Annotated in this window: 13 protein-coding genes; 7 read left to right on the top strand and 6 right to left on the bottom strand. The window is 69.2% G+C overall.

The window, feature by feature from the left end; translation table 11 throughout:
• The coding region (locus QHF89_RS34660) for a hypothetical protein (RefSeq protein ID WP_342763979.1) at nucleotides 1-316 on the bottom strand (316 nt) is incomplete at its 3' end.
• A gap of 73 nt (nucleotides 317-389) precedes the next feature.
• On the opposite strand from QHF89_RS34660, the gene infB reads away from it, so the two are divergent.
• The 5 genes from infB (at nucleotide 390) to QHF89_RS34635 (ending at nucleotide 5,655) form a co-directional block, all read left to right on the top strand.
• On the top strand, nucleotides 390-2,246 hold the full coding sequence (gene infB, locus QHF89_RS34655; RefSeq protein WP_284721294.1) for a translation initiation factor IF-2: 1,857 nt from the start codon (nucleotides 390-392) through the stop codon (nucleotides 2,244-2,246).
• Between the two features lie 44 nt (nucleotides 2,247-2,290).
• Nucleotides 2,291-2,665 carry a DUF503 domain-containing protein gene (locus QHF89_RS34650; protein ID WP_136968465.1) on the top strand — a complete coding sequence of 125 codons (375 nt, stop codon included), beginning with the start codon at nucleotides 2,291-2,293 and terminating at the stop codon, nucleotides 2,663-2,665.
• Nucleotides 2,662-3,042, top strand: a complete 381-nt coding sequence (gene rbfA / locus QHF89_RS34645; protein WP_136968466.1) for a 30S ribosome-binding factor RbfA — start codon at nucleotides 2,662-2,664, stop codon at nucleotides 3,040-3,042. Before QHF89_RS34650 ends, rbfA begins: the two co-directional genes overlap by 4 nt.
• Nucleotides 3,043-3,104: 62 nt before the next feature.
• On the top strand, nucleotides 3,105-4,664 hold the full coding sequence (locus QHF89_RS34640) for a serine/threonine-protein kinase (RefSeq protein WP_136968467.1): 1,560 nt from the start codon (nucleotides 3,105-3,107) through the stop codon (nucleotides 4,662-4,664).
• Nucleotides 4,654-5,655: a hypothetical protein gene (locus QHF89_RS34635; RefSeq protein WP_136968468.1), complete on the top strand. Its 1,002-nt coding sequence runs from the start codon at nucleotides 4,654-4,656 to the stop codon at nucleotides 5,653-5,655. The genes QHF89_RS34640 and QHF89_RS34635 overlap by 11 nt, the downstream gene beginning before the upstream one ends.
• 9 nt (nucleotides 5,656-5,664) lie before the next feature.
• Here the strand turns inward: QHF89_RS34635 and QHF89_RS34630 are convergent, their stop codons facing one another.
• From QHF89_RS34630 to QHF89_RS34620, 3 genes are all read right to left on the bottom strand, one after another.
• Nucleotides 5,665-7,800, bottom strand: a complete 2,136-nt coding sequence (locus QHF89_RS34630) for a serine/threonine-protein kinase (RefSeq protein WP_284721293.1) — start codon at nucleotides 7,798-7,800, stop codon at nucleotides 5,665-5,667.
• Between the two features lie 74 nt (nucleotides 7,801-7,874).
• Nucleotides 7,875-8,267 (bottom strand): DUF3592 domain-containing protein, encoded by a 393-nt coding sequence (locus QHF89_RS34625; protein ID WP_136968469.1) that lies wholly within the window; start codon nucleotides 8,265-8,267, stop codon nucleotides 7,875-7,877.
• 9 nt (nucleotides 8,268-8,276) lie between these two features.
• Nucleotides 8,277-9,824 (bottom strand): phytoene desaturase family protein, encoded by a 1,548-nt coding sequence (locus QHF89_RS34620; RefSeq protein WP_284721292.1) that lies wholly within the window; start codon nucleotides 9,822-9,824, stop codon nucleotides 8,277-8,279.
• Between the two features lie 149 nt (nucleotides 9,825-9,973).
• Here QHF89_RS34620 and QHF89_RS34615 point away from each other — a divergent pair, with 149 nt between their 5' ends.
• Nucleotides 9,974-11,326 carry a TRAP transporter small permease gene (locus QHF89_RS34615; protein WP_136968471.1) on the top strand — a complete coding sequence of 451 codons (1,353 nt, stop codon included), beginning with the start codon at nucleotides 9,974-9,976 and terminating at the stop codon, nucleotides 11,324-11,326.
• A complete protein-coding gene (locus QHF89_RS34610; RefSeq protein ID WP_136968472.1) occupies nucleotides 11,323-12,978 on the top strand; it encodes a TRAP transporter large permease in 1,656 nt (551 codons plus the stop codon). The genes QHF89_RS34615 and QHF89_RS34610 overlap by 4 nt, the downstream gene beginning before the upstream one ends.
• Before the next feature lie 919 nt (nucleotides 12,979-13,897).
• Here the strand turns inward: QHF89_RS34610 and QHF89_RS34605 are convergent.
• Nucleotides 13,898-14,824: a TRAP transporter TatT component family protein gene (locus QHF89_RS34605; RefSeq protein WP_136968473.1), complete on the bottom strand. Its 927-nt coding sequence runs from the start codon at nucleotides 14,822-14,824 to the stop codon at nucleotides 13,898-13,900.
• 42 nt (nucleotides 14,825-14,866) lie between these two features.
• The gene (locus QHF89_RS34600) at nucleotides 14,867-16,936 is read right to left on the bottom strand and encodes a bifunctional aldolase/short-chain dehydrogenase (protein WP_136968474.1); all 2,070 of its coding nucleotides are present in this window, start codon (nucleotides 16,934-16,936) and stop codon (nucleotides 14,867-14,869) included.
• Nucleotides 16,937-16,954 lie beyond the last annotated feature (18 nt).

The raw sequence follows: 16,954 nt of genomic DNA, 5'->3' as shown, positions 1-16,954 counted from the left end.
CGCAGGGGCCGTCCAAGCCCACGGCGCCGCCTCCGGCCACGACGCGCTCGCCCGCGCCGGGTCCGGGTCGTACGCCGCCGCCGAGCGCGCCGCCGCCGGCTCGCACGGCGCCCGCGTCGTCGGTGCCGCCGCCGCGCAAGCCTTCGGACACGCCGTCCTCGGTCCCGCCGCGTCCGTCGTCCCCGCCGAAGACGGGCATCGACGTGTGGCAGGGCCGCCCCGGCGTCCCGATGCCGGCCGCGCAACGCACGAGCACGCCGCGTCGTACGACGTACGATCCGCGCGCCCAGGCGCCGCAGCCGGGTCGGCCTGGCATGGGCTTCGGTCCGCAGACGGGTCGTCCGGGGCAACCGGGCGGACCGCGCAGCGGCGGCCCGCAGCGCCCGGGCATGGGTGGCTTCCGGGGTCGTCCGGGCGGGCCTCCGATCCAGCAGCGGCGCGGCCCGGCGCAGGTCTCCACGCAGGAGATGGCCTCCCACAAGAAGGTCGTCAAAATCGAGGAGCAGGTCAGCCTGCAGGCGCTCGCCGCGAAGATGAGCGTGAAGTCGACCGATGTTCTCCTGAAGCTCCTCAGCATGGGGATGACGGGCGTGAACATCAACTCGACGCTCGACGCCGACACCGCGAAGATCGTCGCGAGCGAGTTCGGCTGGAACGTCGAGGACGTGGCGGTCAGCGAGACCCAGACGCTCGAGGACGCGACGCGCGTCGAGTCCGAGGCGGACATGGACTTCGAACTGCGTCCGCCGATCGTCACGGTCATGGGTCACGTCGACCATGGCAAGACGTCGCTGCTCGATCGGATCCGCAAGGCCAGCGTGGCCGAGGGCGAGGCGGGCGGCATCACGCAGCACATCGGCGCGTACCGCGTCGAGACGCCGCGCGGGACGATCGCGTTCCTCGATACGCCGGGCCACGAGGCGTTCACGGCGATGCGCGCCCGCGGCGCTTCGCTCACGGACATCGTCGTGCTCGTGGTTGCGGCGGACGACGGCGTCATGCCGCAGACCAAAGAGGCGATTTCGCACGCGCAGGCCGCGAAGGTTCCGATCATCGTCGCGGTGAACAAGATCGACAAACCGGGCGCGGATCCCGACAAGATCAAGCGCGACCTCGCGAACCTCGGGCTTCAGCCGGAGGAGTGGGGCGGCCAGACGATGTTCGTGCACGTGTCGGCGAAGACCGGGCAGAACATCGACCAGCTCCTCGAGTCGGTCATCCTGCAGGCCGAGATCCTGGAGCTCAAGGCCTACGCCAAGCGCCGCGCGAGCGCGACGGTCATCGAGGCGCTGCTCGATCGCGGCCGCGGCCCGGTCGCGCGCGTCATGATCCAGGACGGTACCCTGCGCACCGGCGACATCATCATCGCCGGCAGCGTGTGGGGCAAAGTCCGCGCGATGACGGACGAGCTCGGTCGGACGGTGGCGCATGCGGGCCCCGCGACGCCGGTCGAGGTGCTCGGCTTGAACGAGGTGCCGAGCGCGGGTGATCCGGTGCACGCGGTCAAGGACGCCAAGACGGCGGAGGAGATCGCGGAGACGCGTCGCAAGAAGGCGTCGAAGTCGCTCATCCCGCAGGACTCGCGCGTCTCGCTGGAGACGCTCACCTCGCGCCTCGCGGAGAGCGATCAGCTCGAGCTGAAGCTCATCGTGAAGGGCGACGTGCAGGGCTCGGTCGAGGCCATCTGCCATGCGCTCTCCAAGCTCTCGACGCAGAAGGTGAAGGTCACGATCGTCCACGCGGGCGTCGGTGGCATCACCGAGGGCGACGTGAACCTGGCGGTCGCATCGAAGGCGATCATCGTCGGGTTCAACGTTCGTCCTGCGGGCAAGGCCGCCAGCCATGCCGAGACCGAGGGCGTCGAGATCCGGCTCTACAACATCATCTACAACGCGGTCGACGACATCCGGTCCGCGATGGAAGGCCTCTTGCCTGCCACCAAGGTCGAGAAGCAGCTCGGCCGGGCGGAGGTTCGTCAGGTCTTCCGCGTGGCGAAGATCGGCACCGTCGCCGGCTGTATGGTGACGAGCGGGCTCGTGAAGCGGACGGCGGAGGCACGACTCATCCGCGACAACGTCGTCGTGTGGTCGGGCAAGCTCTCGGGCCTGCGCCGCTTCAAGGACGACGCGAAAGAGGTGGCCGAGGGGTTCGAGTGCGGTATCTCGCTCGAGAACTACCAGGACATCAAGGAGACCGACGTCATCGAGTGCTTCGAGATCGAAGAGGTCAAGACGAAGCTCACCTGAGCTTCGGGCGTCACTGCGGACCCGGGTAGCGCCGGCGAACGACGATGTTTGTTGGTGTGTTGAGGCTGAGGTTGGATGTACCCGGGGCGCGGTCGCTCAAGGACAAGCGGAGCGTCGTCCGCTCGTTCAAGGAGCGGGTGCAAGGACGGTTGAAGGTGGCGGTCGCGGAGGTCGGGGTCCTCGACGATCCGCGGCACGCCACCCTCGGGGTCGCGGTCGTGTCGAACTCGCACACGGTCTGTGATCAAATGATCTCGAGCGTGGTGAGCATGGCCTCCACGTTGCCGGATGCGTTGCTCGCCGATCGGGCGAGCGAGATCGTGAGCTTCGGCGAAGGCGGTCGAGGGGTCGTGGGCGGGATCGAGCAGATGCTCGGGGATCTCGACGACGACAACGACGACGAGGGGAATTCCGCGTGAGTGGACAGGGATTGCGGTCGGCTCGGGTGGCGGCGCGGGTCCGCGAGGAGCTCGCGGCGCTCTTGCGGGACATGGCGGATCCGCGCCTTCACGGCGTGCTCATCTCGCGCGTGGAGATGACCGACGATCTGCAGACGGCGCGGATCTTCGTGCGGCACGAGCTCGGCGCGTCTCCGGGCGAACCGGAGCGCCGGTCGATGCTGAAGGGGCTCGAGGCGGCCGGGGGACGGCTCCGGCGTGACGTCGGCAAGGCGGTCCAGCTTCGCCGGGCGCCGGAGCTCAAGTTCATCTACGACACGGGCCAGGACAGCGCGTATCGCGTCGAGGAGATCCTGCACGAGATCCGGATGGACGACGAGCGGCGGCAGAAGGGCTGACAAGGCGCCGTGGCCCGACGAATGAAGCTCACCGCATCGGATGCCGTGGTATTCTCCGCGCCGTGAGCCTTTCGGCCGGCGCGATCGTCGGTACCAACGTACGTCTGCTTCGCCCGCTCAAGCGTGGCGGTATGGGCAGCGTGTGGCTCGCAGAGCACCTGACGCTGCGCACGCAGGTCGCCGTGAAGTTCATGTCCGAGCGCCTCGCGCAGGACCAGGAGTACGTGGCTCGCTTCACCCGCGAGGCCATGGCGAGCGCGCAGATCAAGAGCCCGAACGTCGTTCAGGTCTTCGATCACGGCATCTCGTCCGACGGCACGCCGTACATCGTGATGGAGCTGCTCGAAGGCGAGGACCTTCGCATGCGGCTCTCGAAGATCGGCACGATCGGGCTCGACGAGGCGGCCACGATCGTCGTGCACGTGGCGCGCGCTCTCTCGAAGGCGCACGGGCTCGGCATCGTTCATCGGGACATGAAGCCCGACAACGTCTTCCTGTGTGATCAGGACGGCGAGCTCTTCGTGAAGGTGCTCGACTTCGGGATCGCCAAGCACGCGACGCCCGAGAGCGAAGGCCTCGACGGCATGACGGGGACGGGCGCGATGGTGGGCACGCCACACTACATGAGCCCCGAGCAGATCCTGAGCGCGCGGCGCGTGGATCATCGGGCGGATCTGTGGTCGATGGGCGTCGTTTTGTACCGCGCGCTCACGGGGCAGGTGCCTTTCCAGGGCGAGACGCTCGGCGCCGTGTGCATCGCGATCGAGCGTGGGAGCTTCATGCCGCCGAGCCAGCGGCGGCCTGGGCTCATGCCGACGCTCGATGCCTGGTTCTTGCGGGCGCTCGCGCGGGATCCGGCGCAGCGGTACCAGTCGGCCAAGGAGCTCGCGGATGCGTTCCTGTCGGCGCTCGCGGCGGGCGGGTACGCGCCGCCGGCGTCGCCGTTCCGGATGGAGACGAGCGCGGCGCCACGTTCCGCGCCGACGGCGCAGCCGCCGGGCAGCATGACGCCGCTGCCGGGGAGCGGCGCTTCTTCCTCGGCCGCTGCGTGGGTCTCGGGCGCGACACCGCCGCCGATGATGGGCACCGGGCCTTCGGTCGCCACACCTCCGCCGGGGCAGCTCGCGGAGTCGGCGTTGCCCACGGGCTCAGGGCGGTATCCCTCGGCGATCGAGCCGCCGTGGGCCGCGAGCGGCGCTGCTGCCGCGCCGCCGCCGCTGCAGACGTTCCACGGCTCCTCGGTCACGCATGCCGAGTGGAAGAGCTCGTCGCGACGACGTGCGCTCGTCACGGTCGTGTCGGGCGCGCTCGGGGTCGTCGTGCTCATCCTGATCGTGATCGTCGTGCTCACGAAGGGGGACGGAGGCGAAGGGGAGAACGCGTCTGCGCTCCCGACCGAGGGGACGACGAAGGTGGCCGCGCAAGCCGCGCCTCCAGCGCCCACGCCGGAGCCCGTCGCGATGCCTGCTGCGACGCCCGCTGCGACGCCCGCTGCGACACCGACGGAGACCGCCGCGCTGCCGCAGGCCGCGTCGGCGAAGGCGTCTGCGGCGCCCGTCAAGCCGACCTCGACGTCGACCTCCACCTCCACGGGGAAAACGAAACGTGATCGTGGGTTCTGAAAGGGCACGAGGGCGAGCGCGGAGGACGCTCGTCGCGTGGCTCCTCGGTGTCACGACGATCGTGGCGGCAGACGCCGTCGCGCACGCGCAATCGAAGACCGAGCGCGACATGGCGCGCGCGCTCATGGACGAGGGCGACGCCAAGGTCGAGAAGAAGGACTTCGCCGGCGCGCTGCGCGCCTACCGCGCCGCGCACGCGATCATGGGTGTGCCTTCGACCGGCATCGAGGTCGCGCGCACCGAGGAGAAGCTCGGGCACCTCGTCGAGGCGCACAAAGCCGCGCTCGAGGTCGCGAACATGCCCGTGAAGCCCGGCGAACCGAAGCCGTTCACCGAGGCGCGCGAGGCCGCGAAGCAGCTCGCGGCGCAGATCGAGTCGCGCATCCCGAGGCTCACCGTTGTCGTGCGAGGCGTGCCCGAGAGCGCGCCCGTCGAGGTGAAGATCGACGGCGCGCTCCTGCCGAGTGAGGCCGCGCGCGCGGCGCAGCCTGTGAACCCTGGCAAGCACGAGGTCTCGGCGGCGGCGACGGGGCTACCGCCCGTGTCGAAGGAGATCGAGATCGCGGAGGCGCAGCGGCTCCAGGTCACGCTCGCGCTCGGCGACGCGGCGGCCTCGGACGATGGCAGCGGCAACGCGGGCCGGCGCCTCTCGCCGCTCGTGTACGTGGGCTTCGGCGTCGGCGGCGCGGGGCTCATCGCGGGGGCGGTGACCGGTGGCCTCTCGCTCTCGCGCGCGGGCACCGTGAAGGAGCTCTGCCCCGCGGGCACGTGCCCGACGCAGGCCGCGCTCGACGAAGCTACGCCCGTGAACGATTCCGCGAAGACGCTGGCCAACGTCTCCAACGTCGCGTTCGCGCTCGCCGTCGTCGGCGTGGGGGTCGGCGTGGCGGGGATCTTTCTTTCGGGCGGCGAGCCCAAGAAGAGCCCGGAGGCCACCTCGGTGCGCCTTCAGATCGGGCCCACCGGGATCGGGCTCGTCGGCCGGTTCTGAGCGCCGCGTTCAGCGGAAACGAAGCGCGAGCAGCACGCCGGCGACGGCGACGGTGACGAGAGCGACGATCGCGAGAATTGCCATCTGTCGCTTGCCGCTCTCGACCTCGACCTCGACGGGCTTGTTCTGCGTCGTCGTCGCCGCGGCACGGGCCGCTCCGCTCGTCGAGCTTGCAGCCGGGCGCCTCCGCCAGGGCACGGGCGCGCGCAGCGGGCGCACGCCGCCGGGGGCGGGCGGAGGCACCGAGATGCGCTCCTCGGGCAGCGGCGCAGGCGGGTGCAGCGGCGCGGCGGCGGGCAAGTTGCTTCGTCGCTCGGGTCGCTCGGGCACGGCGACGGGCTCGGCGGCGCGCGGCGGGACATTCGAGGTGGGCTCCGGGCGAGCGGGCAGGGCGGAGATGCGGTCGGGGCGCGTCGGCAGGGCCGAGGTGCGATCCGTGCGGCCGGGCAAGACAGAGATGCGACCTTCACGGCCGGGGACGATCGAAGGTCGATCGGGGTTTCGCCCGGGCAGGGCGGAGATCCGATCGGCGCGCCCTGTGCCACCACCGGACGAGGTCGGCCGCTCGGAGCCCGTGCGCGTCGGGGCAGATGGGTGCTCCGAGGGGACACGGTTCGCGGGGGGATGCTCGGACGGGATGCGCGCAGCAGCGGGCTCTTCGGCGCGCGGGCCCGAGGGGAACGTCGCGTCGAGGATTGGATCCGGCGGCAGCGCGGACGTGTCGCTCGGTGGCTTCGGCGCGCGCATCGCCGAGGTCAACGTCGCGTCGAGGATCGGATCCGGCGGGAACGAGGCCACCTCTTGGGACTTCGCGGGCTGCGAGGTGGCCGTGTCGCTCCGCGGCTGCGTCGACGGCTCGGAGAAGGGCTGCGGGATGTTCTCCAGCGTCTTCGGCGGCTCGCTGATGGTCGTAGGCAGCTTGGCGTCCCACGCGGGTGCAGGCGCAGGCGCGATCGCAGGTGCTGCTTCGGGCAGCGGCAGCGGCGCGCGTTGTGCGCGCATGAACGGCATCGGCCGCACCAGGCGACGCGTCGGCGTGTCGGGCGCCTCGTCGTCGTCGTCCGGCATCGCCTTCGGCAGCGCGCTCTTCGGGAACGTGTCCACGCGCATCGTCGCCGGCTCGTCGTCCACAGCCGGCTGCGCTGCCTTCTGCATCCTCGGCACTGTCGGCATCACGTCCGTCGCGTCCCAGCGCGGGCGGATGTTGCTCGCGGACAGGCCGTCCGCGACGCGCTCGAGCTCTGCGGCGAACGTCCGCGCGGTGGCGAAGCGCTCGGCGGGCTCCTTCGCGAGCGCCTTCATCACGATCGCATCGAGCCCGGCCGGCAGCGCTTGCGTCGCGAACCGCGACGGCGGCTCCGGCACCTGGAACGCGTGCGCGCGCGTCAGCTCGAGCAGCGTCGTGATGTGATCGAAGGGCCCGCGCCCTGCGAGCAGCGTGTAGAGCACCATGCCCACGGCGTAGAGATCCGCGCGCCCGTCGACGGGCCGACCGCGCGCTTGTTCGGGCGAGAAGAAGCGCGGCGTGCCCATCGCGACGCCTTCGGCCGTGGGGAACGCGAGCGGCAGGGGCGTGTTGTCCCCCATCACGTTGATCACCTTGGCGACGCCGAAATCGAGCACCTTCACCAGGCGGCGCCCTCCGTCGGGCGCGTCGCACAGGAACAGGTTGTCGAGCTTCACGTCGCGATGCACGACGCCCGCGTCGTGCGCGGCGGCGAGGCCGGCGAGCGCCTGGCGCGTGACGTCGATCGCCTCGGCCACGGGAAAAAACAGCCGGTGCTCGAGCTCCTCGCGCAGGTCTCGCCCGTGGAGACGCTCCATCACGAGGAACGTCCGTCCTTCGGCCGTCTGCCCGAAGTCGGTCACCTGCACCAGGTTCGGGTGCGTGATCTTCGCGAGCGCTTGGGCCTCGATCCGCATCCGGTCCACGAAGTCGGGGCGGCTCGCGTGGCGCTCTTGCAGGAGCTTCACGACCACGCGTTTGCCGAGCGCGACGTGCTCGGCCTCCACCACGTCGCCCATGCCTCCGCGGCCGAGCGGCGCGAGGAAGCGGTACGGCGTCCCGTCGAGCAGCGTGGGTTTGTAGCCCTGGGGAGCGGCCGAAGGATCCGACGGGCCGATGGGGTTCTGGGCCGAGGTCACGGTCTCGGGGGATACTACTTCGTTCTTGTCCGCGCGGGTGGGGAGAGTCCGTGCTCGTTTTCTGATGGGGACGTCTAGGTCACGAGCGCCTGGACGAGCGCGGCGACGCCGAGCAGCGCGGCGAACGCGAGCCACACGAGCCCCGGTCCCCAGATCTGCGCGGACGCGTTTCGCCGCGCGCGCTGAGGATCACGCGGGTCGTAGAGCACGGGCACCTCCGCGCCGATGCGCGCTTCGTCGCCGGCTTTTTGCGTCCGCTCGACGACCTCGATGTCGAGCCCGTCCTCCGTCCGGAAGCGAAGCTTCAGCGATGGATCGTCGTCGTCCGGCTCGGGGGATGTGTTCGCGACGACGCGCGCCGTCGCGATCTTGCCCACGCGCACGAGCCGAGCGGCGCGCACGATCTCGACGAGACCTGCGAGCGCGGAGATCCCTGCGGCGAGGGAGATGCCGACGGGCGAGAACACGACGCGAGTTTAGCCGAGGTCTTTGATCACGGCCGCGGCGGCGTTGTGCCCCGCGGCGCCGATCACCGCGCCGGCCGGGTGCGCGCCTGCGCTCGCGAGATACAGGCCGGGGACGCCGAAGCGATACGGCATGCGTTCGTCGAAGCCGTAGCTGTTGTCCACGTGGTGGATGTGGCCGTACGTGATTCCGAAGTGTCGCTCGATTCCCTTCGGCGACAGCGCGAACGTGTCCTCCACGAGATCGCTCGTGCCGGGCGCGAAGCGATCGCAGATCGAGAGGAGCTGCTTCACGTAGCCCGGGAGCGCGTCGTCCCAGGAGCGTCCGCCTTCGAGCTCGTAGGGCACCCATTGCACGAAGAGCGCGGCGTTGTGGCGGCCCTCCGCGTCGCGCAGCGAGCCGTCGACGGCCGTGTGGATGTACCACTCCATCGACGGGAACTCCGGCAGGCGGCCCGCCATCGCGTCCGCGTGTGCTTTGCGCAGCGACGCGAGCACCTCGTGCTCGTCGGGCAGGAGGTGGATCGTCGCGCCGTACTGTCCACGATCCTCGGGCAAACACGTGAACGTCGGCAACGTCCGCAGCGCCATGTTCACCTTCATCGTCGTGCCCGGCCGCTGCACCTCGTCGAGGCGCTGCGAGAGCGCCGCCGGGAGACGATCCTTCCCGACGAGCCCGCGCGTCCGGTAAGGATCCGCGTTCGACACGACGACCTTCGTCGCGATTCGCGATCCGTCCTCCAGGAGCACGCCGCTCACCGCGCCGTCCGTCACCTCGATCGACGCGACCTTCACGCCTTCGCGGATCACCGCGCCCTCGGCGCGCGCCTTCGCTGCGAGCCTCTGCGACACCGTGCCCATGCCGCCTTCGACGACCATCCACGTCCCGTCGGCGCCGGGCAGGCGGCACATGTTGTGGATGAGGAAGTTCATGCCCGTGCCGGGCGAGTCGTAGCCGCCCGAGAGCCCGGAAAAACCGTCGGTCACGGCGTACATCGCCTTGATGAGATCACTGCGGAACCCGAAGCGATCGAGGTAGTCGCTCACCGGGCCGCGGCAGAGATCGACGAACGCCTTGCGCAGCGCGGGCCGCACGTACCGCTCGGCCGTCTGCTCCAGCGAGAGCGGCTCTTCGAGCCACGTCGGCGCGATGTCGTCGCGCATCGCCGACAGCTCCTCGTTCAGCGCGACGTTCGCGTTCCCGTCCGCTTCCGAGAAAAACGCCGTGATTTGCCGGCGCATCGACGCCGTGTCGGATCCGAAGAGCAGGGATCGTTGGCCCCTCGTCGGAAGGAAGTAGTGCGGATCACGCCGTATCATGGGCAGATCGACGCCGAGCTTGGCGACGAGCTCCGGCGGGATCAGGCCGAGCAGGTACGCGCCGGTCGAGATGCCGAGCTTCGGGGCGCGGGAAAACGGGAACTCGGTTTTCGTCGCACCGCCGAGGGTAGGTTTTTCTTCCAGGACCAGAACACGGAGGTTCTTCCGGGCGAGCAGGATGGCCGCCGCGAGGCCGTTGTGCCCGGCCCCCACGATCACGACGTCGGCGCGCTGTTCCATGGGGATCTCGTTAGCCCGCATGCTCCCGTTTGTCCACGCATCACCGGGCCGCGGAGCCCTGGATCCAGCCAGGGAAAACTATCTTACGCACAGCGTCGAAGCGTTCGCCGCCGTTTACCGGGGCTTCATGAAACCGTTAATGTCGCGCCATGGCAGGCGAACGCGACGACGAAGGCCAGGGCGAAGAAGAGACGAAGGACCCGGCCGAAGGCAAAGAGCCCAGCGAGACCGACGCTTCGGAAGGCACGAAGGACGGCGACGCGGGCGAGACGTCGGCGCAGGCATCGGCGCAGACCGACGCTACGGAAGGCGCGAAGGACGGCGACGCGGGCGAGACGTCGGCGCAGGCATCGGCGCAGGCATCGGCGCATGACGAAGGCGCAACGACGAGCGCGGAGCCGCCGCGCGCGGGCGCCGCGTGGGCGCTGCCGTTCGTGCGGATCGAGCGAGCGCTCACGTGGTTCGAAAGCCGCGTGCTCTTCCTTGTCCTGCTCGCGCTCGTGCTCTCGCTCGTCATCTGGATCTCGCTGCGCGGCCTGGCCTCGCCCGTGCAAGCGGACAACGCGGCCGGGACGGTGTTTCGTGGGCTGCTCGGCGCTGCGGTCCTCGGCGCGCTGGCGCGGTTCGGGACCACGCGTGCGAAGATCCACGACGAGACGAAGCGCGCCATCGTGACGATCGTCGCGATGGCCATCGGCGCCGCGATCGCCCCGGCGTGGCGCAAGGTCGGCGTCGATCACTTCGACGCGATCCTGAACTGGTTGCAGGAGGGCTCGGCGCTGACGCTCTTCGGTGGCCTGCGTGGCGTCGCCACGCGCCTCACGTTGCTCGCCGCGCTCATCGGCTCCTCCCTCGCCGCTGCGCGCTCCAAGCACATCAACATCGACGTTGTCCTGCGCTTCATGCCCCCGTTCCTGCGCAAGCCCGTGCATGTCCTCGGCGCGCTCGTGACCGCGACCGTCTGCTTCGCCGCGTCCTGGGGCTTCTTCGACTACATCTCGATCGAGGGCTTTGGCCAGCGCAATGACCTCTCCGCGTCCGCGAAGTTCGTCGGCGTCCGCGAGGGTTCGTCTCGGCACTTCTTCCTCTTGCGGAAGCAGATCGGCCTCGACCTGCGTGCCGCGCCCAGCGTCATCCTCAGCGGCGTCCGGTGGGACGATCCTTCACGGATGAACGGTCGGGCGTGGAACACGTGGCTCGACGAGTCGGGCTTCCGCGAGAAGTTCACGGCCGAAGAGGTCGAGCTGATGCGCGCGCCCAAGGGCAGCGAGGATGCGCCGCGCGTGCCGGTGGTCGTGCTCCCGAGTGAGAACGTCCGAGGTCTGCTCCTCACGGACATGAACCTCATGTGGACGTTCGGGCTCTTCGTCATCGGCCTGCGCGTGCTTTTGCGCGTGGTGCTCGTCATCGCGGGCCACGCCTCGGTCGAGCAGGACGCCGAGGAGCCAGACGAAGACACAGACGAGCCCCGCGGCCCCGTCGTCGAGGAGGGCGCCCGATGAAACTTTGGCTGATCCTCGTCGCGCTCCTTGCCGTCGTCGGCATGCCCATCTTCGCCGTGATGTGCGGCATCTCGATCCTGTCGTGGCTCGGCTCCACGAACAGCGAGCAGCAGTTCGTCCGGTTCATCGCGGCGAACGTGCTCGAGGAGAGGTTCTCGAGCACGCCTATCCTCGCCACGATCCCGCTCTTCACCTTCGTCGGCTACTTGATGGCCGAGTCGAAGACGCCCGATCGCATCGTCCGCGCCGCCTCGGCAGTGCTCGGTTGGATGCCGGGGGGCCTTGCGATCGTGTGCACCGTGGCGAGCGCGTTTTTCGCGACGCTCACGGGCGGCAGCGGCGTCACCATCGTCGCGATCGGCGGCCTGCTCTATCCGGCGCTTCGCCGGCAGGGGTATTCGGAGAAGTTCACGCTCGGCCTCGTCACGACGGCGGGGGCGATGGGCCTGCTCTTCTTCCCGAGCCCGCTCGTCATGATCTACGCCTTCATCGCGGGCGTGGACGTCACGCGCGCCTACAAGGCGACGTTGCCTCCGGGCCTGCTCTTGATGGTGCTGCTTTGCGGCTACGCGTTCTACGAGGGCAAGCGCTCGCGCATCCCGCGAGCGAAGTTTGACCTCAAAGAAGCAGGGGCCGCGATATGGCACGTGAAGTGGGAGCTCGCGACCCCGCTGCTCGTCGGCCTCGGCCTCGTGACGGGGCTCATGGAGCTCGATGAGAGCGCTGGCGCGGCCGCGCTCTACACGCTGATCATCGAGGTCTTCGTCTACAAGGATCTCAGCCTGCGCAAGGTCGTGAAGGTGGCGAAGGACGCGATGATGCTCTCCGGGGCGATCATCCTCATCCTCGCGATGGCCACGGCGATGACGAACTACATCATCCAGGCCGGCATCCCGCAGGCGATCCTGGAGTTCTTCATCGAGCGAGGCATGAACGCCGCGTGGCAGTTCATCCTGGTCTTGAACCTCTTCGTCTTCGTGCTCGCCATGTTGATGGAGCCGTTTGGCGCGCTGCTCGTGGCGATCCCGCTGCTCATCCCGCTCGCGGCGACGTTCCACATCAACCCGTTCCACCTCGCGGTCATGTTCTTGTTGAACCTCGAGATCGCGTACGTGACGCCGCCCATGGGGTTGAACCTCTTCATCGCGAGCTTCCGTTTCTCGCGCCCGATCGTCGACGTCTACCGCGTCGTCTTGCCCTTCGTCGCAGTGCTGACGATCGGCCTCGGCGTCGTGATCGTCATGCCATCCATGTCGAGCTTCACGATTGCGGGCGACGTCGCGAAGGCGCGGGCACAGGCTGCGCAGGACGGGGTTGCGCCGCGCGAGGCGTGGCTGCTCGAGTGCGTGCAGGAGGACACGAACAACCTCAAGCCCTGCTCCAAGGAAGACATCACGAAGTGGGGCCCGGATGGGCTTGGGATCGCGGCGAAGGAAGCCGAGAAGCCGAAGCCCACGGGTGACGTCGTGCCTGCGATGGACAGCGGCCCGGACGCGGGCGCGGGCAAGGACGAGATGGATGATCTCCTGAAGCAGATGCTCGGCGGCGGCGACGCAGACGCGGGAGCGCCCGACGCGGAGGCGCCGAAGGCTGCGGATCCGATGGACGATCTGCTGAAGGAGATGCTCGAAGCGGGGAAAGACGGCGGCTGATTTTTTTCAGCCGTCGCGCCCCCCCGGGGCTCCGCCCCGGTCCCCGCGGGGGGCTGTCCGCCCCCTCGACCCCGGACCAGCCAGGGGCTGGACCCAGGGTTGAAACACTGCGCGATGCGCATTGTTTCAAGCAGGCCGAGGAAGGAGCCGGGGGGGCCAGCAGAACCCGCAGCGCGGCGGTCTTGGTGGGGAACGCCGCGCCCGGTCCGTGCAGCCGGGGCGCGGGACGTGGGGACGCGCTTTGCGGAAGGGACAACGCCCGCGACAACGGCGAAACGGTCGTTCCCCTTTGTCGGAACGCGCCCACGCACGTGGCGAGACGTGTTCCCGGAACTCGGAACGTCCCCGGAAGTGGATCTCGGCGCGTTGCACGATGTTGGAAGAGCCTCGAGGGCAGCGTCGTGCTGCGTTCCGAGAAAGGGGAAGGCTCTCGGGGACGAGGCGGGGGGCACTCCGAAAAAGGGGAGCGACCTGGGAGACGGCTCCGCGCGTGTTCCAGAAACGCGGAACCGACCTCGATGCAGAGGCGAGGTCGATTCCGACAAAGGGGAATCGGTCGGGCAGCGAATCCGGGCGCGTTGCGAGGAGGTGGAGGCGGCGAAGGGCGCCCGGGGCTCTGCCCCGGACCCCGCGAGGGGCTGTCCGCCCCCTCGACCCCGGACCAGCGAGGCGCTGGACCCAAGCTCGATGACCTGCGCGGTGCGCAGTTCATCGAACAGGCCGGGTCAAGACTGGCAACGGCGTTGCCGACCAAGACCGCCGCGCTGCGGGTTCGACGGGCGCCCCGGCTCCTTCGTCGGCCTGCTTGAAAAACTGCGCACCGCGCAGTTTTTCAACCCGGGTCCAGCCCCTGGCTGGTCCGGGTCCAGGGGTGGACAACCCCTGGTCGGGGCCCGGGGTGAAACCCCGGCGCAACGCTTCAAAACCCACACTCGCGCATGCGTACCTTGCCGAGGTACCGCACGGCGCGGCGCTTCGCGACCACGTTTGCCAGGCGTTGCTCGGGGAGCACGTCGCCGGCTTCGACGACGGCGGTCAGCGCTTTTACGTAGCTGTCCTTGTCGCCCTTCAGGCAATGGTATTTCCCGGCGTACTGCACCTGCGTCAGGAGCATCTTGCCGCCGTGGATCGCGAGTGCTTGGTCGAAGTGCTTCTTCGCGTCGTCGAGCTCGGCCATCGCGGTGCGCGCGTGGTAGGCGCCGAGGATCGTGTGACCGTTGCCGTACATGAACTTGGGATCGAGCGCGACGGCGCGTTCCATCAGCGCGACGCCGATCCATAGATCGCCGACGGCGGCTGCGTCGTCTTTCAGGATGTTCGTCTTGCTGATCCAGGCGTAACCGGCCCAGAAGAGGGCGGGGGTGTCGCGCTCGGCGTCCGTGAACTGCGCGGTGTAGGCGCGCATCGCGTCGTCGTTCTTGCGCGCGGCCTCGAAGCCCGGGTGATAGATCTCGAGGAGCTGGATCCCGTACTGGAGGCCGCGGTCGTAGCCCGCGGCTGCGCGGTTTTTCAGGTACAGATAACGCGGACCTTCGAGACCTTCGGCGTCTTCGGCGTCTTCGAGCTCGTCCTCGATGAAGGCGAACGTGGCGCTCGTCCAGGTCTTGACGAGCGCGAAGAGCGCGTCCTCGTTGTCGGGGGCGAGGTAGTGCATGCCCTCGAACTGGCCGATGCCGTTGAACGCGACGACCTTCGCGATCTCGTAGTCGGTCAGCGTGTCGATCGCGGCCGAGGCTGTGGACGTGGCCTCGATCTGGCCTTCGAGGAACATCTTTTTGATGCACCCCGTGCTGGCGAGGGAGAGGGCGGAGAGCGCGAGGACGGAGAGGGTTTGGAGGGGACGCACGACGCGGATGGTACGTCGTCCTCCCGGCTCCGTTCAATCGAACTACCGCGGGAATGCCGCTGCGTTTCCCCCGTCGACCGTGATGACGCAGCCTGTCGTCGCCTCGGCTGTCGCGAGGTACAGGAAGGCTTGCGCCACGTCGGCTGCGGTGGTTTCGCGCCGGAGCAGGTTTGCCCGGAAATATTCATCCACGCCGACACCACGGGCGCGCGCGCGGGCTTCGAGCATGCCGCCGCCGAAGATGCCCGTGCGGATTCGATCGGCGTTCACGGCGTTCGCGCGGATGTTGTGGGGCGCGAGATCCACGGCGTACTGGCGTGTGAGCGCGATGAGGGCGGCCTTGGGGATGGCGTAGGGGCCGAAATCCGGGCCCTGGTTGAAGGCGCTCTTCGACGCGTTGAAGAGCAGGACGCCGCCTGCGCCTTGCTGGATCAGGATGTCGGCGGCGAACCGCGCCACGTTCTGGTGGCCGAGCAGGTTCACCTCCAGCGAGGCGCGCAGCGCGCTGTCGCCTTGTTCTCCGTGGATGGGCCCCTCGAAGGCCGTGCCTGCGTTCGAGACGACCACGTCGAGCCCGCCGAAGCGCAGCGTTGCCTTGCGGATCGCCGCGCGCACGTCGTCCTTCGAGGTCACGTCGCAGGGCAGCAGGAACACCCGATCGTCGTGGGCGTCGACGAGGGGCTTCGCGGCGCGGGCGAGGGCTGCCTCGTCTCGGTCCGTGAGCGTCACGTGTGCGCCCGCGGCGAGCAGCGCTTGGGCCGTGGCGAAGCCGATCCCGGAGGCCGCGCCCGTCACGAATGCGACGTGCCGATCGAGCGGCTTGCCCGGGCCTGCGCTCTTCTTCAGCTTCGCCTGCTCCAGGCTCCAGTACTCCACGTCGAAGATGTCGAGCTCGCTCGCGGGCTCGTAGCCTGCGTTTGCCGTGGCCTGCTCGATCACGCCCGTCGTGTGCTCGTAGATGTCGGCCACGATCTCGGCGTCCTTGCGCGTCTTGCCCACCGTGAACGCGCCGAGGCCCTCGATGAGCAGCACACGCGGCCACGGGTCGAGCTCGCGCCTGTCGCCGGGGCGCGCGGCCGCGCAGCGGCGGAAGTAGTCCTTGTAGTCCTCGGCGTAGGCCGTGATCGCGGCGTCGAGCGTGGCCTTCGTCTTGTTCCGATCCTCGGGCGAGAGCGGCGGCAGGAGCAGCGGCTTTGGCTTCGTGCGCAGCACGTGGTCGGGCGTGGCCGGGCCCTTCTGCGTGATCTCTTCGAGATCGTCGCGATCGCAGAACGAGACCATCTGCGGGCTCATGCGGAACGAGCAGAGCCAGCGCTCGCCGGAGGCGCGGGCGAGGGCGCCGCGGATCATCGGCGCGAGGCGCGCGCAGGCGTCGGGCGAGGGGCTCGAGATCGTGCGCCGCGAGATCGGCTTGGCCTCTTCGACCCAGCGCTCGGCGCGCGTCACGTTCGTGATCATGCGCTCGTAGCTCTCCATCGCGCTCTCGCCCCACGTGAAGATCCCGTGCTTGTCGAGGATCATCACGTTCGGCTCGCGGCCCGCGCGGGTGAGCGCGCGGAAGAGGTCCGCGACCTTCTTCGCCAGCGCGAAGCCGGGCATCACGTAGGGGATGAAGAGCACGCGGTCGCCGAAGACCTCGCGCACGAGCTGCTTCGAGCCCGGCTGATCGACGATGGCGAGCACCGCGTCGGCGTGCGTGTGGTCGATGTATTTGAAGGGCAGGTACGCGTGCAGCAGCGCTTCGACGGAAGGCGTCGGCGCGCTCGGATCGAGCATGTGCGAGCGCAGGAGCGAGACCATCTGCTCGTCGGTCATGCTCGGCAGCTCGCAGAGACGGCGGAGCTGCGCGAGCCGGCAGGCGGGGAAGCCCTCGGGCTCGATCGCGCCGAGATCCCAGCCGCTGCCTTTCACGTAGAGCACGTCGGTCGTGTCGCCGACGAGCTCGGTCACCCGCGTCTTGACGGACGTGTTGCCGCCGCCGTGCAAGACGAGGTCTGGCTCCTGGCCGAGCAGGCGCGATGTGTAGACGCGCAAGGCGAGATCCTCGCCCCAGCGAGGGCCATACGTCTCGACGAACTGGGCGGCGTCTGCGGCGCGGTACCGTGATTCCACGGCGCGTTCATACCACGG

The organism is Polyangium sorediatum (assembly GCF_029946465.1).
In the GTDB taxonomy this organism is placed as follows: domain Bacteria; phylum Myxococcota_A; class Polyangia; order Polyangiales; family Polyangiaceae; genus Polyangium; species Polyangium fumosum.
The sequence above is the reverse complement of the archived record's forward strand: the minus strand, read 5'-3'. Positions and strand labels throughout refer to the sequence as shown.